This window comes from Candidatus Vicinibacter affinis (assembly GCA_016714365.1).
Taxonomy (GTDB): Bacteria; Bacteroidota; Bacteroidia; order Chitinophagales; family Saprospiraceae; genus Vicinibacter; species Vicinibacter affinis.
In genome coordinates, this window is sequence record JADJNH010000005.1 from 1,529,329 (window position 1) to 1,551,790 (window position 22,462).

General features: G+C 36.1%; 15 protein-coding genes. 11 read left to right on the forward strand and 4 right to left on the reverse strand.

The annotated features are described in order from the left end of the window. Positions 1–82: 82 nt before the first annotated feature. Both IPJ53_06090 and IPJ53_06095 read right to left on the reverse strand, forming a co-directional pair. Entirely contained in the window at positions 83–5,629 is a 5,547-nt protein-coding gene (locus tag IPJ53_06090) for a gliding motility-associated C-terminal domain-containing protein (protein MBK7798659.1), read from the reverse strand. A gap of 61 nt (positions 5,630–5,690) precedes the next feature. Further along, the gene (locus tag IPJ53_06095; GenBank protein MBK7798660.1) at positions 5,691–6,122 is read right to left on the reverse strand and encodes a hypothetical protein; all 432 of its coding nucleotides are present in this window, start codon (positions 6,120–6,122) and stop codon (positions 5,691–5,693) included. A 99-nt stretch (positions 6,123–6,221) separates the two neighbouring features. Here IPJ53_06095 and mtgA point away from each other — a divergent pair, with 99 nt between their 5' ends. Further along, positions 6,222–6,941, forward strand: a complete 720-nt coding sequence (mtgA, locus tag IPJ53_06100) for a monofunctional biosynthetic peptidoglycan transglycosylase (protein MBK7798661.1) — start codon at positions 6,222–6,224, stop codon at positions 6,939–6,941. 348 nt (positions 6,942–7,289) lie between these two features. On the opposite strand, the gene IPJ53_06105 is transcribed toward mtgA, so the two are convergent. Next, positions 7,290–9,086 carry a hypothetical protein gene (locus tag IPJ53_06105; GenBank protein ID MBK7798662.1) on the reverse strand — a complete coding sequence of 599 codons (1,797 nt, stop codon included), beginning with the start codon at positions 9,084–9,086 and terminating at the stop codon, positions 7,290–7,292. Positions 9,087–9,158: 72 nt separating this feature from the next. Between IPJ53_06105 and IPJ53_06110 the strand changes: the two genes are divergently transcribed. Beyond that, a complete protein-coding gene (locus IPJ53_06110) occupies positions 9,159–9,689 on the forward strand; it encodes a hypothetical protein (protein ID MBK7798663.1) in 531 nt (176 codons plus the stop codon). A gap of 522 nt (positions 9,690–10,211) precedes the next feature. Here the strand turns inward: IPJ53_06110 and IPJ53_06115 are convergent. Next, positions 10,212–10,673, reverse strand: a complete 462-nt coding sequence (locus tag IPJ53_06115; protein MBK7798664.1) for a DUF1573 domain-containing protein — start codon at positions 10,671–10,673, stop codon at positions 10,212–10,214. Between the two features lie 188 nt (positions 10,674–10,861). Between IPJ53_06115 and IPJ53_06120 the strand changes: the two genes are divergently transcribed. The 9 genes from IPJ53_06120 (at position 10,862) to murD (ending at position 22,457) form a co-directional block, all read left to right on the forward strand. Continuing rightward, positions 10,862–13,270, forward strand: a complete 2,409-nt coding sequence (locus tag IPJ53_06120; protein MBK7798665.1) for a transketolase — start codon at positions 10,862–10,864, stop codon at positions 13,268–13,270. Positions 13,271–13,338: 68 nt separating this feature from the next. Beyond that, positions 13,339–14,049, forward strand: coding sequence for a polyprenol monophosphomannose synthase (locus IPJ53_06125; GenBank protein MBK7798666.1), 711 nt, complete (start codon positions 13,339–13,341; stop codon positions 14,047–14,049). Between the two features lie 446 nt (positions 14,050–14,495). Further along, a complete protein-coding gene (gene mraZ, locus IPJ53_06130) occupies positions 14,496–14,948 on the forward strand; it encodes a division/cell wall cluster transcriptional repressor MraZ (protein MBK7798667.1) in 453 nt (150 codons plus the stop codon). Then, positions 14,941–15,852 carry a 16S rRNA (cytosine(1402)-N(4))-methyltransferase RsmH gene (gene rsmH / locus IPJ53_06135; protein MBK7798668.1) on the forward strand — a complete coding sequence of 304 codons (912 nt, stop codon included), beginning with the start codon at positions 14,941–14,943 and terminating at the stop codon, positions 15,850–15,852. The genes mraZ and rsmH overlap by 8 nt, the downstream gene beginning before the upstream one ends. A gap of 2 nt (positions 15,853–15,854) precedes the next feature. Next, on the forward strand, positions 15,855–16,178 hold the full coding sequence (locus IPJ53_06140) for a hypothetical protein (GenBank protein MBK7798669.1): 324 nt from the start codon (positions 15,855–15,857) through the stop codon (positions 16,176–16,178). Continuing rightward, the gene (locus IPJ53_06145) at positions 16,165–18,306 is read left to right on the forward strand and encodes a transpeptidase family protein (protein MBK7798670.1); all 2,142 of its coding nucleotides are present in this window, start codon (positions 16,165–16,167) and stop codon (positions 18,304–18,306) included. Before IPJ53_06140 ends, IPJ53_06145 begins: the two co-directional genes overlap by 14 nt. A 25-nt stretch (positions 18,307–18,331) precedes the next feature. Next, complete coding sequence (locus IPJ53_06150) at positions 18,332–19,774, forward strand: UDP-N-acetylmuramoyl-L-alanyl-D-glutamate--2,6-diaminopimelate ligase (GenBank protein MBK7798671.1); 1,443 nt, start codon at positions 18,332–18,334, stop codon at positions 19,772–19,774. Between the two features lie 121 nt (positions 19,775–19,895). Next, entirely contained in the window at positions 19,896–21,152 is a 1,257-nt protein-coding gene (locus tag IPJ53_06155; GenBank protein ID MBK7798672.1) for a phospho-N-acetylmuramoyl-pentapeptide-transferase, read from the forward strand. Continuing rightward, positions 21,153–22,457, forward strand: a complete 1,305-nt coding sequence (gene murD / locus IPJ53_06160) for a UDP-N-acetylmuramoyl-L-alanine--D-glutamate ligase (GenBank protein MBK7798673.1) — start codon at positions 21,153–21,155, stop codon at positions 22,455–22,457. The last annotated feature ends 5 nt before the right edge of the window (positions 22,458–22,462 follow it).

Sequence of the window (22,462 nt, forward strand, 5' to 3'; positions counted from 1 at the left end):
CATATTCAATTCAGCTAACCTTCAGGACGAAACACCATTTGGAAATTTTAAGAAACTAATTCAAACCTACTTTTGCACCTAATTATTTTAGCAGGCTAATGTTACCCTTTTTGACATACTTATCTCCACCTATGCAATATGCTTCCAAATAATAACCAAAAACATCAGGAGGTAAATATTTCCCATTAAAAGTACCATCCCAGCCTATGTTCGGATTGCTTGATTGAAAGACAAGTTCACCCCATCGATTATAGATTCGAAGTAGCAATTTGTCTATTTGAGAAGATCTGACATACAAAATATCGTTTCGGCCATCTCCATTTGGAGAAAAGGCGTTCGGAAAAAATATTGTAGAAGAATCACAGCTTGGCGAAATAACGCTGACCAATACATTTAAATTCTTGATACAGCCAAATGTGTCTGCGATGCTGACAAAGTATCTTGTATCACGGGAAGGATTAACTGTAATGCAAGGGCAGGTTGTACAAACGGAGCCATCATCAGGTGACCATTTATAACTATACCCCCCCTTGGCACAAAGGGTAACCTTTGTTCCGGCGAGTATTGTAGTATCGTTAGATATTGCAATAGAATTTGTGTCAGGATAGGGGATGAGGCAAAAAGTATCCGTTAAGATGCAATTAAAATTGTCATAATAATCTAAAAGGAGTGTTTTGAATTTATCAACAACCACAGTTTGGGTATTTAAACCTGGCTGTAAGACATCCTCTCCTTTCCAGGTGTAATTTTCTTTACTTCCTGCATTTAAACTTACTGTATCATTTAAGCAGACTTGCTCTATGAATTTTTGACCGGATAAATTTGGAAATACAATAATTTGGTAGGTATATTTTTTATTGCAACTATCTAAGGAGTATTCTAACAATTCAAAATCAAACCTTGAAATTGAATCAACATCCTGAGCGAAAAAGATATTGCTGCTGCAGGAATCGCAGGATAATTTATTTCCGGTCCAAATATATCGCTTCCCGGGAATAGAGTCTTTTCCAAGGATCAGTCTTGCTCCAAAGCACAGAGAGTCTTTAAATTCAAAGATTCTTTCCTTCTGAAAATTATAGCTTAAAGTGTCTTTTAAGCATACGCAGTTTTTGGGAAGTACTACCAATAGGTAACTACAATAGTCTAAAAGGTTATCATTTATAAGAATGGATTTGGAATAAATTCCATCCACATTAAATTCATTTTTATTTAAAATAATTGTACTTACCAAGTTATCTAACGAATCTAATTGTTGATTGGAGTTCTTGTCTTCAAATAATCCAAAACAAATTTCCTCTGATATTAATTCTGTTAAATCAGTTAATTTAAATTGGATTTTGACTTCAGATTGTGGGCTATTTTGATTAGAAATAATATTAAAATCAAGTAAATCAATACCAGGTAATTTCCTATTTATATTTATTTTTTTAAAACCAGTCTCAAAGAAAACAGGGCATAGGGTGTCGTTATTTTTACATTTTGAAAGTTTGCGGCTAAAACTATTTGCTTGAATTTCCAATTCCTTGCAATTAAACGAATTTAGTCCTGATACTTTAAATTCAAATTCAACCAATTTTCCCGCGGATAAATTATCTTCAAGATCAAAGTGGAGAAAAGTTTGTCTGGCGGACTGAATTATAATTGGATTTTTTTGATTGTGATTGGAAATATTTATAACTGAATTATCTAAGAAATTTAGTGGAATTGGCAAGACTATTTTTATACTGTCTTCGGAATGAGTGGTTTGATTTGACCGTATACTTACCTTTATTATTACACTATCCTCGCATTTATTTTCATCATTTATTAAAAGATCGATTTGCGTATCTGTATTTGAGCTAATATCATTTATTCTTATTTGTCTACTATTTTTTGCAACAGTGTTTTGTAATTGGTTGCAAAGATTCTTGCCATTTGTTCTGAATTCAATAAAACTGTTTACCGTGGACTGGCAGTTTGTGGTAGCCAGGAATTTAAAAATTATGCTATTTTCCGGTGCCGATAGTATGCCTTTCAAACCAAATAATTTGAGGTTTGAATCCAAATCCTCAATATCCCATCTGAATGTATTAGAGTTAACTTTTTGAGGTGGTGGTAATATTCTGAACGGACTTCCTTTGGGATAACTAAATTTTATTTCCTGATCGACGAACGAAATTCCGTCAGGTAGTTTAACTTCCAGGAAAACATCTTTTGCAATACCTCTGTCTGCGTTATAAATTTCCAAATTGATTTCCGGAAGTGTATCACAAAGATCCAGAATTCTATCCTCTTGTATAAGATCCAATTCCAATTCCGGATTTTCAGGTTTGATAATTACAGAGAAGCTGTCAGTAGTGCAATCACCCGGGCTTTGTTCTTCTCCATCACAACTCCAGGTGCTGATGATATCAACTGTATCTGTATTGCAACCATTTATCTCAGTCTGAAAGAAAATTCTGTAAGTTGAATTTGGTTCAATCCCCTTGACTAAAAAAAGGTTACTGTCTGGTTTTGTAATATTTAGTGGTGGAGTACTATTTAATATTAGATTTGATATTGTTTTTTTTCGGGATGTAACTTTAAATTTGAAGCTCCCCGGGAATGGAACATTGGATAATTCAAAATTCCAACCAACTGACTTGCCAGCTGCAAAAATGGTTTTAACCGGTTGGTTGATATATTTGTTCCCGTTTAATATTTCTATGGTGGTCAATTTGGAGAAAATATTTTTAGTATAGAAAATACTGGTGCTGGGATCTATATAGAATTGGGCATTTTTGTCTCCACTATAATTGTATGTTGAGATGGATTGAGTATTGGTTGCATTCAGTTTTTTGCAATCCACTATTCGTCCAATTGGAATTATTAAAAGAGTATATGCTTCATCGAATCTAATACTGTCTAGTCCGGTCTGAGGAGCATACCATCGATTGTTTCTTAGAATGGCGGGTAGTATTATAGTCCGGTACAGTGTTTTTTGACCTGAAATATTGTAATATAGTTCAATAGTGAAGCTGTCAATTATGATGCCATTGAGTGCTTGAAAAGTAAAAGAATCCATTTTAAACAATGAACGATATTCGTATGGAAAGAAGTTATCCAAATTTGACAGCACCTTAATTTCCATTTGAGGCAAAATAATTTTATCAGTGCAAATGAATTTCTTAATTCCTTCCTGAGTGATTTCAAGGCCCATTGAAGTGAGTTTAATGGTGTCTTGTATTTCATGACATGAAAAGGGATTTTTTGGAATGGCTGATTTTGATATTAAGGAAGATTTCGTGAGGACAATAACTTTGGCGATTTGTTGACCGGTATAAGAACTTATGACTCCGGTAGTTTTTAGGTAGATGCTGTCACCATTTTCAAATTTGAAGTCAATTGGTAGGCCGGCACCATATAGATTTGCCGATTCAGGAGTTATTGGTATATAAATACCATTCCCAAAACCATTTTCAACCAATTGAGGTTTGGTACAGGAAGGAAGTAATTCTTTGCTTTTGTATTCCTTGTATATTGGAAAATTGAATTCATAAGAATTCATTCCGTTGTTTTTAATTATTCTAATATTTGAGTTAATATCCGAATAACTTAAATCTGAAAAAATATAAAAGCAAAGCGAATCATGCTTTAGGTTTTCATTATCTACCTTTAATCTTGCTTTAAATTCATAAACAATGGTGTCACCTGTAATAAATCTTTTAAGTTCGGCTTTACGAAGATCTGTCAAATTATCCAACTTAAACCGATCATCATCAGGATCACCTTCCCCTACATTGAGCCTGTATAATTTAGAGTCAAAGTCAACAAAAGCAGATATGGTGTCTTGTTCGAAGGTCGCTGAAGCACAAGGAAATTCTACTACCTTTTCTGCAAATGAAGAAGGCCCACATTCATCAATTTTATTGACACAGGTGAGATGGGCCTCCAGACAGATTTTGGCAACAAGATCAGGCTTCAAAGTTCTTTTATTGGGACATGATGTGTTAAATTGAGTATTGACCGCGTTTAACTCTTTTTTTAGACAAGATGAATTGCAATCTAATTTTACGTTAAATTTTAAAACCATTTCAGAAGTGAATGGTGGGGTAAATTCAAGTACAACTGAGGTGAAATTATTATTGTCAATTTTTTTAGATATTGGGCTCTTGTTGTTTAATTGAAAAGTTGAATCTATCAAAAGTAGAGGACAGGGTATTTGTATACTGACAAATAAATTTCTATTTGTTGGTACGGGGTTCAATTTTATTTTTGATTCTAAAGAATATATCTTATTGTCAATAAGAATAGCGTCTTCAGGAGTCATAACCAGATTGGCTGTAATGGAAGCTGCTGATGAAAAATTGTCTACTGGTTTATTTAACAACATCCGATCACTACCTGGTATGCATACGGAGTTGTATTTGTAACTATAAAGCCATGGGAAGTTGGTAGGAATGGATGGCGACGAAGTAAGACAGGATCCTAATCGAAAATTTAATTTGAAAGATTCACCTGGATTCAGATTGCTAATTTTAATTTTAACTTCATGAAAGGCAGAATCCATTTTGCATCCCATTAAATTAAGAAGGTCTTTGTATTCTATTGAATCTATCAAAGCACTTCCTGTTATGGAAAAGCTGTCATATAAAAATCCAAAAGTGTAAGGACCAGAAATCGCGTTACTTGCCTTTAACGTAATGGTAATATTTTCTGCTACCGCACCGCCGGTGTTGTAGATTGTCAACATTTGCAAGGCTCCGTCTTTAGAACATATGCATTCCGGGAATTGTGGCATCGGATTAAAACTCAGACTGGCTTCTCTGGCAGGAATTACAAAATCAATCCCTGCAGCTTCTTCGTAGACTTGACAACTTTGTCCTTTGCAACCCCAGTCTGCTCTAAAATAGGATTGTATAAATTCTTTAAGGCAGCTACGATGAATAATTTCTTCATCAATCGTAATGATTTCACCATTTTCAAAAAACTCATCACCGTCACCTATATTTTTAAAATCTTTTGGTCCTAATCTCATTCGGAGTAATGTATCGTTATACATTAATATATCTCCGTTCTTACTCGTAATATCTAAAGGGTCATGCTTGTCTTCAAAAATAAACTCACTTAAGTTACCCAGTCGGGTGTTGCGGATCTTTAACAGCCTTTTAAAAGAGGATCCAACTTCTTTTATGGTGGATGATTGGTTTTCAATAACTAAGAATCCCGTTTCAATTTTATAGGGTGGGGAAGTCAAAATGGAGTCTTTGGTATTTAGGTAATGCATGATCCACTTATTTTGGAAAAGCATTCCGTTGTTAACGTCGTTATAAATTTGACAATTTGACTGGATTGTAAAATTGAGCGTAATAATTGCTCCCTTAAGTAGAGAAATTACGATGAATTCCGGTTCATTGGAGGTAATAATATTTCCTTCCAGTGCTCCGCTCAGGCTACCAGCCTTGTATTCTAAGCCGGTGGGTAACAAACCTTTTATTTGAATACTGCTGAGATCTTGCCCGGTATTATTTTCCAAAATCAGATCGAAATCTCCTTCTCCGCAGACACTAAAGTTCAACGGATCTATTTGCTTCAGTATTAAGTTTTGTGCATTCGAGTTTTCTATACCTGTAAGTATAATGCACATTAAAATATAAATATTTGTTTTCATATTTCTTAAATTAAATCTGACCAAAAAGTTCAGATCATAAGTAATGAAAACGGTAATGAGATCACCTTCTTAGGAACGTCCAGAGCAATATAAATATAGCGCCTATTTTGACCAAAATGTACATCAGTACTATAATGGGTTTTGATTGTATGCTTTCTACAGGTTCGCTCCAATAGGAAAAATAGGGAAAGTATTTAATTTTAATAGGGACGCTTTCATTCAAAATACCCATGCATCTGCGGTCAGGGGCAATTCTGTTATCCAGTTCTTCGACGTATCCGTCATAACGTTGACGATATTGTGTTTCATGGGCCTGATATTCATACCAATAAGTACGATCAGGTTTGCATATGTGTTCCACTATTCGGGCATCAGATTCCTGGTAAAAGTACTTTAAGGCAATAGTTCTGAACGGATCTTCTATATTGAAAAAGGGCAAAACGAAGAAACATAATAAGAAAAAAGCAACCGAAAACTTTAGGTAGTACCACATTTGAGCCAGTTAAATTTAAATCAAACTTACACAAAAGAATGAAAAATCACAAAATGAATTATTTTTAGGCGTGTGAAAGAGCTTTTTGGATTGATCTTACTGAAATATAGCAAACTCCAAACCTGGCAAAAGGTCTTGGGCATATTGGGCTTTATCTTATCTCTTCACTGGTTATACCTCTTATTATTGATTGTTGTTTATCCTCCAATTACGACCACTCAGATTGGAAGTCTGGTGGATGGTTATGGCATTAAGAGAAACTATGTTTCTTTTGGTAACATTTCGCCTATGGCTCCATTAGCAGTAATTGCAGCTGAGGACCAATTGTTTATGGGGCATTTTGGCTTAGATTTGAACAGCATTGAGAAGGCAATGGAGCACAACAAGCTGAAAAAGAAGCGAAAAAGGGGTGCTTCTACCATCAGTCAGCAAGTGGCTAAAAACATATTCTTGTGGCAAGGCAGAAGTTGGTTGAGAAAAGGCCTGGAAGTCTATTTTACCTTTATGATTGAAGGACTTTGGAGTAAAAAGCGGATCATAGAGATGTATTTGAATACCGTTGAAATGGGTGAAGGCATCTTTGGAATAGAAGCAGCAGCCAGACAATACTTTGGCAAGTCTGCCAGATTTCTAACCAGAGAGGAATCGGCAATGATTGCGGCCAGTTTACCCAATCCAAAACGATACAAAGTGAAGCCTACTTCTGCCTGGGTCTCCCTTCGCAAACCCTGGGTTTTACAACAAATGAGTCAACTGGAATCTGATGAAGAGGTGAGCGAGCTTTTGTCTAAAGCGTATCATAAGAATGACAGGAACTAGATTTTTTTATAAATATTAAAAGCATCTGCAATAGAGTTTTGAGCTTCTTATAATTTCTTAAATTTTCATTTTATTTATTGATGTGTTCACAAGCCCAGTCATTGTATCCATGATAATTACGGGTTAAAAAGGATGAGATTTCAATAGACGAGTCCAATGACGAAGATATAATATTCCGGAAGTTGAGTTACTATGTTTTTTAAATGCACTATTGGGATTTCTAACAGAACTCTTACTAAGAGTAGTTAGGACATTAAAATTAAAATTTTTTGGGCATTCCATCAACAATATTTAATAATTTCTCTATTGTAACTTGTGATTTTATTCACATTTTATTGATAATAAATATTACCCTTCTTCATTAAATTTAGTAAACCATGTTCTGAGGGATTGAAAATTGATATTGATTATCGGAGCACCTTCCGAACGTTTGTGTAAGAGAAAATGTATTACTTTTTTTTCCACCCAATGGTGTAGCGGAAACAACATTCCAATGAGCAACACCTTTATACCTAATATTTTCCATGGTGTACCATGTGTTGCATGATGAATGAAATTATCTGCAATTAGAATTATAAATTCAAATAAAAAGATAAATCCAAAGAACCCCATTGTTTTAATAACCCAAATAGGCACTCGATAACTCACCATAATGAGAAGTAAAATAAATAGAATGGAAAGGGCTACTATGAATAAATAATATTGAATGTTGTGCTCTCTCTGAATTCGAGCATCCTCTTGTTTTTTTTCTTCTTGTAGGATGCGTTCTTCGTGTTCAATTTCCATTTTAAATATGTCCTCACTCTGAGTGAAATCAAATCTTTTATTAATCTCTATATATTTATTTTGAAAACGAAAAGCTTCCTTAAAATCATTATTTTTTTCTGACAAACTAATAAGTTTCTCAAGTGGTTCAATGATAAATGTCAATTTGCCTGAATGTTCAGATGATGCCAAAGCCACAGTATATGCCTTCTTTGCCTCCAATAGATTACCAGTCGCCATCAGAAAATCACCATATCGCATTTTATATCTTGCAAGTTGGCCGGGGCTTAGTAATTGAGATTTGATCGTATTCTCGATTAGGTTGAAATAATATTTTGCTGAATCATAAGATTTGGCGGCAAAATGATTATATGCATTAATTCTGAAATAAGTTATACTGTCATTTAACTTCATGGATTCGAAGTCAGAATGGTATTTAGTTTGATATAGTTTGTAAAGTTCAATGAATTTGTGAGAATCTAAAAAGGAGGATCTCAAAAATGAATGTGCAAAATTATTTAATCTTTTATACCCATTATTTCTAGAAAAATCTAAAATTTCAAATAGTTTATTTTCGTCATAAAATTTTTCAGGATTAGTTTTTCCTTTGTAATCTAAAAGCGTCAGCTCTGCATGATATGTATTGACGGTATCCTCCGGGTGATATTTACGCAAATATTCTATTTCTTTAAGTTTATACTCGAGTGCCTTTTTATACATGCTGTATTGATCATAAAACTTGCTTAACTCCTGATTGATTTCGTTAACTATTTCATGATTGTTGATTTTTATGGCCAAATAGGATGCGTTCATAAAACTTTTTAAGGCACCCTTGGCATCTCCATTTAAATTCTGCACTTTTGCAAGTGCCAAATTGTATGATGAGGTAAATTCGGGATTGTCAATACTGCTGGAATAGTCAAAAAGTCTGTGTGTATTCTTGATGCTGTTGGCAGTATCTTTCTGATCAATGTAGTAATTCACCAGTGATCGCGTAAGGTTCCACTTTTCAATTTGAGATCCGGAGTTCAATGCAAGTAATTCAGCATTTTGTGCGAATGATTTTGATTGCGCAACATTAATTTCAGACAATTCAGGTAAATCAAAATATTCTTTATAGAGCCTGAACTGCCACTTTACATTTAATGTGTTAATGCTTCTTTTAATGCCTTCATTTATGACGCTGTCTGCATATTGATAATTTTCATTTTTTATAATATTTTGATAAGCAATGTGAAAGATTTTAGACAAGCTATCTTGTGAAGTTTCAAATTTCGATAGATTTTCAGGACCTGGGCCAAGAGAGTCTTTAGGTCTACAGCCTATAGTTAAAAGGGTGTAAACCAAAAAAGATATAGTTAATTTATAAATATATTTCATAATATTTGGTAAATTTATAAAAATGTTTACATTTATGCTGTAATTCTCATTTTCAAACAAAATATTCATTTTATGACACAAAAGGAATTTCTGTATTTAGTAATGGGTGCCGGATTGGGAGTATTGGTTACCTATATGTACTGTAAGAGTATTTGTGGCAGTGACAATACTGGAACGGTCACAAAGGAGCAATGCTGCAATTCGTCTGAGTTCACAAATACTTGTAATTTTTTATTGCACATAGTCGATCCTCCAACCGGAGAACCAAATGATGCAGCTTTAAAGGGATATTTTCAAAATTATGCATCCTCACCGGGGGTTACTGATGCTGTCGGTTTTAGTTTAGATCGTAGAGCGATCGCGTTTGCAGCAAAAAGATGTATAGATGATAACCAAATTCAAGGTTTGAGATTTTATCCAGGAAAGAATGGTACACAAAATTTTATATTAACCATTGATTTAATACGGGTAACGGGTAATTCATTTTTGAATGAGAAAACAGGTTCCGGGGCGTACTTTCCCTATGATTTATCAATCAAAGGGCATGGGGGACCTTGCCCTAATTGGTGTGAAAATACACCAGCAGCGAGAGTCATTTACTAAGGAAGAAACAAGGCTTAAAATATTATTTATTCAGTCTATATTGAATATCTCTGCCATTGGCAACACGAATTGGCCAAATGTAATGTGATTCACTATTGATTTTTGAAGGGATTGCAAATACTAATTAAAGTGATAAATATACCATATCTATGGGTATTGTTGTTTTTAAAGAGACCTGGTGAAATCATTTATAAATTGGATTAATTGAATAATCAGATTTGATAAAAAAATATACATAAGCTAACCTCAAGTAAAAGTTTGTTAGTATTGTTTGGATTGGAGGTGATAAAATATCGAAACCTCAATGGGGCGTTTAATCAGAATAGCTGACTAATTTTAAGCTGAGTTCGGATGAACTCTTGAATCCATTTTGTTGACTTTCATTCAGTATTTGTGGTTGAATTTTACAATGTATTCTTTGAATAATTTTTAATGTTGGGTATCAATTTTCAAAAATAAAAAAACCCATCCAAGTCTTAACTTGAATGGGTCCCAAATATAATCGTAAATTTTTAGACTAAATTAGCCTTTTGGGGTAAGGACGTTACCAGTACTTTTTGGTACAGTTTCATCGTGTTCTGCAGAGATGTTTCCTTTCACAAACAATGTAACTTCTTCTTCGCCTTCGTTGGTTTGAATCTTTACAGTTTTGTTAATGGCTCCTTCTCTTTGAGTGTCATAGCGAATTTCAATAACACCTTTTTCACCTGGCATAATTGGTTCTTTTGGCCAAGTCGGAACAGTACATCCGCAAGATCCGCGTGCATTTTTTATCACCAAAGGTTCATTTCCTTTGTTGGTAAAAGAGGCTGTTCTGAGCGGTTCAGAACCTTTCTTAATGTCACCATAATCCACTGTAGTGTTGTCGAACACCATTTTAGGACCACTGGTTGACTTAGCAGGAGTAGCAACCGGGGTAGCTGTCTGTGCGTAAACTGCCACGGAACCCAGTAGAGCAAATACTAAGAAGAATAAATTTTTCATGCAAAAAGTTTTTTTTTGAATTTGTTATACAAATATAGGAAGGTTAACAATACATAGACCCACAGAATCCAATTTTGTGTGTTAAAGCCGTGTTAAATATAAAACTTTATTTTTATCATATATATATTAAGGTGAAAAACAATGTTTGAGCCATATAATCTTTTATTTTTGCCGGGTAAATCTGAGCCATGTCTATCTATTCAAATATCCAGAACCTACTCGATCAAATTGAAGGACCCCAAGCAGAGTATAAAAAAGAAGTACTTAAAGATTTGTGGATATGTCTTGTGTCTCGTGAAGTTTCCCTGGTGGGAAGGAAAGAGGTACTTACTGGTAAAGCAAAATTTGGTATTTTGGGTGATGGGAAGGAGCTGCCACAAGTGGCGATGGCTCGAGCATTTAAAAAAGGAGATTTTCGTTCCGGGTACTACCGGGATCAGACATTCATGTTTGCACTTGGACTTTGTTCCGTAAAAGAATATTTTGGACAGCTCTATGCAGATCCACAGAATGATCCGTTTTCAGGAGGGAGACAAATGAATGCACATTTTGCTACTCCGCTAATTGATTCTGAAGGGAATTGGACGGATCACACTAAAACTTACAATGTCTCGTCAGATGTCTCAAGTACGGGAGGGCAAATGGCCAGAGCCCTCGGTTTGGCATTGGCATCCAAACAATACAGGCAAAATAAAGATCTTAAAACGTATAGAAAGAATTTTTCTAATAAAGGAAATGAGGTTTCATTCGTAACAATTGGGGATGCGTCAACTTCTGAAGGGGTATTTTGGGAAACCATGAACGCAGCCTCTGTGATGCAGGTTCCGTTGGCAGTTTGTGTATGGGATGACGGATACGGAATATCTGTGCCGATTGCTTTGCAAACAGTAAAGCAAAATATTTCTGAAGCGCTCAGTGGATTTGAAAAATCAAAAGATGGAAATGGATTAAGAATTTTTTCAGCCAAAGGCTGGGATTATCCTAGTTTAGTCAATCTTTTTCATGAGGGTGTAGAAGAGGTAAGGAGTGAACATGTGCCCGCGTTGTTTCACATTCAGGAAGTTACACAGCCTCAAGGTCATTCCACTTCGGGGTCTCATGAAAGATACAAATCAAAAAAAAGATTGGAATGGGAAGAAAAGTATGATTGTCTGCGAATGTTTTCAAAGTGGATTGCTGATAAAGGTATTGCTTCCAGTGAGTTATGTGAACAACTTAAAGAGTTGGCTAAAATTCATGTTCGCGACCAAAAGAATGAGGCTTGGTCCGATTTTGTTACTACTGGACAACTTAGGAAAAAGGAATTGTTAGAAATATTGAAGTCAATTTCCGGTATGCCTTCTATTGATCAGGCAATAAACTCCATCAATTCAAGTAAAGACATCTCTTGGCATGAATTGGTGCAAATTGCAAGGCAATGTCTGGGACAAGCAAGGAAGGGAGGTATATCCTCTCAAATGTCTTTGCTTGAAAAATGGATCTCCAACCAATATTTGCAGGCACAAATTGATTATCACGCTCATTTATATTCTGAAACAAATTACTCTGCCTTGAAGGTGCCTGAAATTCTACCGGAATATAGTAACAGTTCTAAGGAGTTAAATGGTTATCAGATTATCAATCAATATTTTGACCAGTTATTGGCAAAACATCCGGAGGTATTGGCCTTTGGAGAAGATGTAGGAATGATTGGTGATGTGAATCAGGGATTTGCAGGATTACAGGAAAAGTATGGAGATCTTCGAGTTTTTGACACTGGTATTCGTGAGTGGACCATCATTGGCCAGGCTATTGGCATGAGTATGCGCGGACTCAGACCGATCTCCGAAATTCAGTATCTTGACTATATTGTGTATGCTTTGTCTCCGTTGATGGATGATCTTGCTACTTTGCGATATAGATCTGATGGCATTCAAAGAGCACCCACTATAATCCGTACACGTGGACATCGTTTGGAAGGAATATGGCACTCCGGGTCACCAATTGGTATGCTTTTAAATTCATTAAGGGGTATTCACATTTGCGTACCAAGGAATATGACCCAAGCTGCAGGGATGTATCAGACCTTACTGCAATCAGATGATCCAGGGCTGGTGATAGAATGCCTGAATGGCTATCGACTTAAGGAAAAAATGCCAGACAATTTGGGTAGCTATACGATACCGTTGGGAAAAATTGAAGTGCTGCGAGGTGGCAACGATATTACATTGGTCACATATGGATCGTGTATTCGGATTGCAGAAAAGGCCATAGAAGTTTTATCTGAATATGGAATCGATGTGGAACTCATAGATATTCAGACCTTGTTGCCCTTTGATCTGGATAAAGGAATTCGAAAGTCATTGGCTAAGACTAACAAATTGGTTATCCTTGATGAAGATGTGCCGGGTGGAGCAAGCGCATTTATTTTACAGCAGGTTTTAGAAGAACAAAATGCTTTTAGCTTATTGGATTCCAAACCAACCTGCATTACAGCTTCTTCACATCGACCGCCTTATGGTAGTGATGGAGATTACTTTAGCAAGCCTAATGCAGAAGATGTAGTTGAAGTGATCTATAAGCTCATGCATGAATATGATCCCGGGCAGTTCAATTAATCTGAGTTTGAGATTGAATGAGGATTATTCAGCTAATCAAAGTATTTTTGGAACTTAATTATTGATCATTGTCAACTTCGTTAGTCATTATTCCTACTTATAATGAGATCGAGAACATCGATTCGATTATTGGGGCAGTTTTCTCATTGCCGGTAAAATTTGACATTCTCATAGTTGATGATGGTTCACCGGATGGTACTGGAGATCAAGTTGAGCTATTGATTAAAAGGTTCCCTGAGCGATTGTTTTTAATGAAAAGACAACAGAAGTCTGGTTTGGGTACTGCTTATATAGCAGGATTTAAATGGGCTTTGAATAGAGATTATCAATACATTCTGGAAATGGACGCTGATTTCAGTCATCCTCCCGAAAAACTTGTGGAACTCATGCAGACTTGTGCATCTGAAGAAGCAGATGTAGCAGTAGGATCCAGGTATATTCCCGGTGGAGGAGTAGTAAATTGGCCTTTTGTTCGATTGCTTTTGTCAAAATCCGCCTCCGTGTACGTCCAATTGGTAACAGGCATGAGGGTTAAGGATCCCACAGCGGGTTTTGTGTGTTACTCCAGGAAAGTTTTAGAGCGGATTGATCTTGATAAAATCAGGTTTGTTGGATACGCTTTCCAAATTGAAATGAAATACAATGCCTTTAAGCTTGGCTTTCGGATCAAGGAGATTCCCATTACTTTTCCGGATCGTGTAAAGGGAAAGTCAAAGATGAACATTCTAATTATCCGGGAAGCCCTTCTGGGAGTGTTCAAGATGAGATTTGGATATTGAATAATCCAACTCCAAAATAAAGTATAGTTGAGAAGACAAGTGAAAATTTGGTCTATCCCCGCTTGTTAAACTGGAATACCTTTCATTTCCAGACCCCAATATTTGCATTATTATTCAAGGTTAATGAAAAATTTCGAGCGCTCGCCTAGAACCTAGAACCTAGGTACCACAACCCAATCAATTAATATATATATTTATTTAATCTTTAAGTGATGGGTTATACAATTCTTATATATTTGAGTATTATTAATGTGTAGTCAAGAGTTTTTGAGGCCATTATGAAATGAAAGTGTAATCATTTTGCTTATATTCTGTAACTATTTTGGTTACATGTTGATTGTCAGTGGAAATAATATATAGATTTTTTATATTTTTAGTGGGAGAAAGTGGGAGAAAGTGGAAATAGGTTATATATTTGACCCAACAAACCAACATGAGGCCAAAGAATGTATAAGCTAAGTGGCGAATACGAGATTAAATTAGATGATAAAAGCAGATTGCGATTACCATCGGCATTAATGCGTCTTCTCGAAGTTAGTGACAGAAAGGGCCTTGTGATAAACCGTGGTTTTGAAAAATGCTTAATACTCTACCCGCAAGAAGTGTGGGAAGAAAAGACAAAAGAAGTTAACCAGCTCAATCCGTACAACATTAAAAACAGGGAGTTTGCCCGGTATTTTTACCGAGGGGCAACTCAGTTAGAACCCGATGCAGCTTCTCGTGTCGTGCTACCTAAGACTCTTATGGAGCATGCAGGAATAAAGACTGACGTCATGTTACTAGCCTATAATGACCAGATAGAAATTTGGTCTCGCGAAGAATATTTGCAAATGGTAGATAACGAGCCGGAAAACTTTGCTGAATTGGCTCAGGAAGTATTTAGACATAAAGATGTCTGAGCAAGAATATGTTCATATTCCGGTATTGCTCAACGAATCTGTTGAGGCGCTGGTAAGTATTCCAGACGGAGTTTATGTGGATGTAACCTTTGGAGGCGGTGGACATACTAGGGCCATTCTTGAAAAGCTGAATCCTGAAGGAAGGGTTTTTAGTTTTGATCAGGATGAAATGGCTTTAAGGAATAAAATTGAAGACAACAGGCTCACATTGGTGTGGTCGAATTTCAGGTACTTGAAGAAATATCTGAGATATTATAAAATTGAAAAAGTGGATGGGATCCTTGCTGATCTTGGTGTTTCGTCTTTTCATTTTGATACGGATGTAAGAGGGTTTTCATTTCAATCTGATTATCCTTTGGATATGCGTATGAATCAAGAGCAAGAATTAAGCGCTGAAGATGTGCTGAAGACATATTCTGAGGAAAGACTTGCAAAAGTTTTTACTCAATATGGCGAGCTTACCAATGGACATCTGATTGCAAAAAAATGGATACAAGACAGAAAAACCATCAGGTTAAATGGATGCGCTTCATTTGCAGAATGGGTAAGTCCATTTGTGTATGGAAAGAGAAATAAGTTTCTGGCACAACTGTTTCAAGCCTTGAGGATCGAAGTGAATCAAGAGTTGGAAAGTCTTGAAGCGTTTTTAACACAAGCTTCGGAGGTATTGAAGCCAGGGGGAAAATTGGTTGTGATCAGCTACCATTCTTTGGAAGATAGATTGGTCAAAAATTTTATAAAAAGGGGGACGATTGATTCAGATAATGAACATTCTTTTGAAAGGCAGAAAAATAGAATGAAAGCGTTGACGAAAGATATTATCGTGCCCAGTATAAATGAATTAGAAAGGAATAGCAGATCTCGGTCCGCAAAGATGAGGGTAGGTATAAAATTAAACGATTAAAAATGGAATACAGCAAACCTCCTAAGATAGATAGAAAAAAATTTAGCAGTGTGAATGCAATGCTGATTTATAAAAATTTGCCTTATATCTGCTTGTTGTTTGTTTTAGCGCTGGTTTATGTAGCGAATGTCCATTACGCAGAAAAGCATTTGAGGACAACGCAAGTTTTGAATGAAGAAATTAAAGAATTGAAATGGGATTACTGGTCATTGAAATCTGGAATCATGTATAACAGTACTGAGGGACAGATTTTGAAAAAAGTAAAGGAAAAAGAAATTTATGTACCGGATCAAGCTCCCAAAAAGCTGATTCGTGTGGAGAATTGAAAAAATGGATCGCAAGAAGGAATTTTTACTTAGGGTATATGTGACTTTGGCAGTGTTTCTGCTAGCCGGAGCGCTCTTGTCCTGGAAGGCGATCAAGATTGTGACGATAGAGGGAGACATGTGGAGACAAAAAGGGGAAGAGCTGTATTTTAAGTTGGTCTCCATTGAGGCAGAAAGGGGAAAAATATTGGCAGATGATGGGAGTCCATTGGCGATTTCCTTACCGTTCTTTGAAATTAGAATGGATACCAAAGCAAAGGGTTTAACCAAAGAGGTATTCAAGAGAAATGTAGATTCTTTAGCCTATTTCCTCTCCAGGGATTTAATGACTGACAGAGGACCTAGAGAAATCAAAAACATGCTTGTTAAGGAAAGACAAGAGGGGAACCGATATCTTTTAATTGCCAGGTCAATAGACTATCAGCAAATGGAATCTTTAAAAAAATATCCAATTTTTAGAGAGGGCCAAAACAAAGGAGGACTTATAGTTATAAGAAAAGATAAGCGCGAGAAACCGTTTAAGATTTTAGCAAGTAGAACGATTGGACTTAATAGAGAAAATGCTCAAGCAATAGGATTGGAAAGCTCCTTCAACAAATACCTTAAAGGTGAAGAAGGACAAAGGTTGATGAAAAAAGTGGGCCATAACATTTATTTGCCAGTGGATGATGTAATGGAAATTGAAGCCAAACGTGGAAAGGACATTGTAACCACACTTAACATTGGAATCCAGGAAGTAGCAGAAGATGCTTTGGCCGAAGCGATCTTAAAACATGGAGCAGTTAAGGGCTGTGCATTGGTTATGGATGTTAAAACAGGTGCTATAAAGGCGATGGCTAATCTTGGATTTGATGAAGATGGCAATCTTGTGGAAAACTTTAATTATGCAATTGCAAGTTCTACTGAACCGGGATCAACTTTAAAGCTTGCTTCAACATTGGCACTGCTTGAAAGTGGGAAAGTAGATCTGAAAACCGCAGTAGACTTGAATGGTGGTGAAGCCTATTTCTATAATAAGAAAATGAAGGACTCTGAAAATCATGGTGTGGGTATGAGTGATTTGCAATATGCTTTTGAAAAGTCATCAAACGTAGGAATTTCAAAGTTGGCAAACGCAGTTTTTAGTAGCATTCAGGGTCAAAAGGAATTTGCAGATTATTACAGAAAGTTTGGATTGCATTTAAAAACCGGAATTGAATTGGATGGAGAACCGGCGCCAATTATTAAACATCCGGATATAGACAAGGATAAATGGTATGGAACGTCCGTGCCATGGATGAGTGTGGGATATGAATTGCAATTGACCCCACTTCAGATTCTAAATCTTTATAATACAGTGGCCAATAATGGTCGTATGATGAAACCCTACATCGTTTCTGGAATTCTAGATAACGACGTAGAAGTTAAAAAAATTGAACCAAAAATATTACGAGACAGTATCGTCTCTAACAGTACATTATTACAGGCAAAGGCGTTGCTCAAAGGAGCAGTTGATAACGGAACAGCGAAAATTATTTATACAGACCAATATTCTATCTCCGGAAAAACTGGTACCGCTGTAACCAATTATTTTGTCACCGGAATGGAACAAAAAGATTACCAAGCTTCCTTCTGTGGATTTTTTCCAAGTGAAGATCCTGCATTCAGTTGTATTGTAGTAATATACAACCCTACTAAAGGGGGATATTACGGAGGGCAGGCAGCTGCGCCAGTTTTTAAGAAAATTGCTGACCGATGCATGAGGGATATGAACAGAATTGCTGTTCAGATAAATGATCAGCCGAAACCCGCACTTGCTATGGAAGTTTTACCAGTAGGCAATTACGGTTACGCTGGCGACTTTAAGAATCTTTTTAGTTACATAGGATTGCCTTATACTGATCCAAGAAAAAGTGACTGGATAAGAACCATATCCAATAAGGAAGGCGTGTATACATTGCCACAATATCAGGAAAAAGGTAAAGTGCCTGATCTTACAGGAATGGGTTTGCGCGACGCCATGTTTGTGTTAGATAAGTTGGGAATGGGAGTTGTAGCGCGTGGGGTTGGAAAAGTAAAATATCAGAGTATTGCACCTGGAACATTATTGCCAGGTGGTGATCAAAGAATAGAAGTTTATTTAGAATAAAAGTTCATTGAAAAGTTTATCACAAATTCTACCTCAGTCCGGTGAATACCAAATATTTGGGACTTCGGATCATACAGTAGGTGGTTTTTCTTCAGATTCACGAGAAGTGGGATCAGATGTAATGTTTGTAGCAAGAAAAGGACTGGTGGTGGATGGGCATGCATTTATTCCTGAAGTAATCGAAAAGGGCGTGAAAGTAATTCTTTGTGAAGAGTTGCCGATTGAAATTAAAACAGATGTCTGTTATGTTCGATGTGCTAATTTGCTTGACACGTTGACACATTTGTTGAATAAGTTTTATGATTATCCTTCTGATCAACTTAAGTTGATTGGGATTACAGGAACAAATGGTAAAACGACCACGGCCACTTTATGCTATGAATTGTTTAAATCTTTGGGATATAAAACCGGTTTAATATCCACAGTAATTAATCGAATACATCTTGATGAAGAATGGGCGACACATACTACCCCGGATATCATTAAACTGTATTCATTGCTCGACAGAATGGTTAAAGAGGGTTGCTCGCATGTTTTTATGGAAGTGAGTTCTCATGCGCTGGATCAAAACCGAATTGCCGGATTAAATTTTTCAGGTGCGGTTTTTACAAATCTTACTCATGATCATTTGGATTATCACAAGACATTTGATTCCTATATAAAAGCAAAGAAAAAGTTCTTTGATGGGTTATCAAAAGCCACATTTGCATTGATCAATTCAGACGACATACATGGACAAATAATGGTTCAGAATTGTAAAGCAAAAATATACACTTATGCTTTAAGAGGAATAGCTGATTTCAAAATTAAGGTTCTGGAAAACAATTTACATGGTTTGCATTTGAAATATAAGCACATTGAATGGTTCTCAAGATTGGTTGGAGTGTTCAATGGATATAATTTAGCAGCTGTACTTGGAGTAGCCATTTTACTTGGTGAGGATGAAAATCAGGTATTGCAAAAGATGTCGGATTTGAAATCTGTGGATGGGAGATTTGATTGGATGCGGAATGAATCGGATGGAAGAGTAGGCATAGTGGATTATGCCCATACTCCTGATGCGGTGGAAAAGATTCTCAGTAATATTCAAGAATTGAGAAAAACCAATCAGAAAATTATAACTGTAATAGGTTGTGGTGGAAATAGAGACCGTGATAAACGGCCAGAAATGGCGCGAATTGCAACTGAGTTGAGTGATCAACTGATACTCACTTCAGATAATCCGAGAGATGAAGATCCTGCGGATATTATAAGGCAGATGGAAACTGGAATTTCTGATGACAATTTCCACAAATATTTAATTGTGATTGACCGCGAGCAGGCTATAAAAACTGCTTGCAGCTTAAGTCAAAAAGGGGATATAATTCTCCTTGCCGGAAAGGGCCATGAAAAATATCAAGAAATCAAAGGGGTAAAGACCTTTTTTGATGACAAAGAAAAACTTAGAAAGTATTTACTTAACATATAAAAGATTATAGAGTAGGTTCTATTATCATTCTCAGGTTGGTTTTAACAGTTACAGCAGGAGTATTGCAACCAAAGGGATTGGATCCCTGCTGTACTGTTAAATTTCCGATTAATGAAAAACCATGTTGTACTATTTATTTCAATTTACTGAAAAATTATTCCATCTCCCTGGAGGGCGGTTGTTTAACTATATATCCTTCAGGGCTGGTTTGGCTATAATTATCTCTTTGATTATAACGATGCTGTTTGGAGAACGCATCATACGTTCATTGAAAAGACTGCAAATAGGAGAAACTGTTCGTGACTTGGGTCTAGCAGGTCAAAAGGAAAAAGAAGGCACCCCAACTATGGGAGGTCTGATTATTATTTTGGGTATTATGGTGCCATGTCTGCTTTTAACAAGGCTGGATAATGTGTATATTCAGGTAATGATTTTTACTACTTTGTGGATGGGAGTTATTGGGTTCTCCGATGATTATATCAAAGTGTTCCTAAAGGATAAGGAAGGCTTGAAAGCTATTTTTAAAATTTTAGGGCAAATAGTTTTGGGAATTGTGGTAGCAGTAGTCATGTTATACCATGAAAATGTGGTGGTCAGAATGACCAAAACGGAAGCATTGAAATTTCATTACAGCATTGAAGATGAAATCATTTCTTACGATAAGAATTCAAATAAAATCACAGAATTCGTATATGTTAAAACGGCATTGACCAACGTCCCATTTTTAAAAGGCAATCGTTTTGATTATGCCTGGCTATGCGGATTCATGGGCGATAATGCCGCTTCAATGTTATGGATCATTTTTATTCCATTTGTTATTTTTATTGTAACTGCAGTATCTAATGCTGCAAATCTTACGGATGGATTAGATGGATTAGCTACAGGTGTATCTGCAATAATCGCGGCTACATTAGCTATTTTGGCTTATGTTTCAGGTAACTCCATAATAGCCGAGTATCTGAATATATTTTATTTACCCTATACAGGTGAATTAGTAATTTTCGCCTCCGCTTTTCTAGGATCTTGTGTTGGATTTCTTTGGTACAACTCATATCCTGCAAGAGTATTTATGGGCGATACAGGAAGCCTAACCTTAGGAGGAATTATTGCTGTTTTAGCAGTTTTGCTGAGAAAGGAGTTGCTTATTCCTGTATTATGTGGTGTATTTCTTATAGAGAATTTTTCAGTTGTAATACAGGTTGCATATTTTAAATATACCAAAAGAAAATTTGGTGAAGGTCGTCGTATATTTTTAATGTCTCCATTACACCACCACTTCCAAAAAAAAGGAATGCATGAAGCTACGATTGCAGTACGTTTTTGGATAATCACTTTGTTGCTTGCTGTATTAACCATCATCACCCTAAAAATGAGATAAATGCTATTAATTCTTGGCTGTGGTGAGAGTGGATTCGGGGCAGCGTTGCTGGCCCATAAACAAAAGCTCCCGGTTTTTGTAAGTGATCAGACGATCATCAAGGATGATTTTAAACAAATGTTTATTGATCTGGAAATTGATTTTGAAGAAGGTGGTCATGAAATTGCTTACGATATATTGCCTACGCTGGTAATAAAAAGTCCCGGTATTCCGGATAATGCAAAAATTATTAAACATTTTGCAGAGAAGAATATTGAATTAATTTCAGAAATAGAATTTGCTTACCGTTATTGTAAGGGAAAAATAATAGCCATTACCGGTAGCAATGGGAAAACCACGACCACTAACCTATGTTATCACATGTTGCACACCAATGGTTACCATGTAGCTAAAGTAGGAAATGTTGGTTATTCTTTTGCCAGAAGTTTGGCTCTGACAGATCACGATTATTATGTGCTGGAATTGAGTAGTTTTCAGTTGGATACCATTAGTGAATTTAGACCTGATGTAGCCATTATCATTAACATTACACCTGATCATTTGGATCGGTACGATTATATTTTTGAGAATTATATTAAATCAAAATTCAGAATTACACTAAATCAAAAATCGGAAGATCTGTTAATCTTAAATTCAAACGATCAAACCATCCGGAAATATTTGGGAATTGTACCTTTTAGTGCAAAAGTTGATTGGTTGGAAGTTAGGCTTAATGAAGTAGAAGATGTCATTGTGAATAATGAAAGACTTTTTTCTTTAAAAAATTCCGGATTAAAGGGTAATCATAATGCATTAAATGCAGGATGCGCTGCGAGGGCTGCACATTTTATGGGTTTGGGTTATAAAGAAATTCAAAAAAGCATAGATAGTTTTGTCAATGATCCTCATAGATTAGAGTTGGTTGAGACCCTTAATGGGGTAAGCTATATTAATGATAGCAAGGCAACCAATGTAGATTCTGTCTATTGGGCATTGGATGCTATGAAAGGAAAAGTCATTTGGATCGCAGGCGGACAGGACAAAGGAAATGATTATTCTCAATTGCAGTCTTTGGTAAAGTCCAAAGTAAAGGCGTTAGTCGCACTTGGGGCAGATAATGGTAAACTGCTGGAAGCATTTAGTGAGCTTGTTCCAGTATTTGATACCCATGATATGGCTTCAGCTGTGGCGCAGTCTAAAAAGCTCGCTGAGGATGGTGATGCAGTGCTTCTTTCACCAGCTTGCGCAAGTTTTGACTTATTTAATAACTATATGCAACGTGGAGATTTGTTTAAAGAGGAGGTTTTAAAAATGAAATTAATTTAGTGGGA